Below are 280 nucleotides of genomic sequence, written 5' to 3'. Positions count from 1 at the left end.
TCACACACCTCATCAAACGCCCGCGCAAACACCGGAAACACCTCATACAACCCAAAACCCATCCCCACACCCTGAGAACCCTGACCCGAGAACACCACCGCAACCCCACCACCACCCACACCCACACCCACACCAGCACCCATCACCACACCCGCCGCCACCTCACCCGCAGCAACCGCAGACATCCCCGTCAGCAACTGATCACGGTCCCGGCCCACCACCGCAAGCCGGTGCGCAAACCCCGTCGTCCGCGTCACCGCCAACGACAACGCCACATCCC

Annotated in this window: 1 protein-coding gene; it reads right to left on the bottom strand. The window is 64.3% G+C overall.

Annotated features, from left to right (window positions below; translation table 11 throughout):
• On the bottom strand, positions 1-280 hold a 280-nt coding region (locus WA788_RS35790; protein ID WP_335984718.1), incomplete at both ends, for a hypothetical protein.

Source organism: Streptomyces sp. CA2R106, from assembly GCF_037034245.1.
Taxonomy (GTDB): Bacteria; Actinomycetota; Actinomycetes; order Streptomycetales; family Streptomycetaceae; genus Actinacidiphila.
Note: the sequence above shows the minus strand (reverse complement) of the source record. Positions and strands in the feature narration are given on the sequence as shown.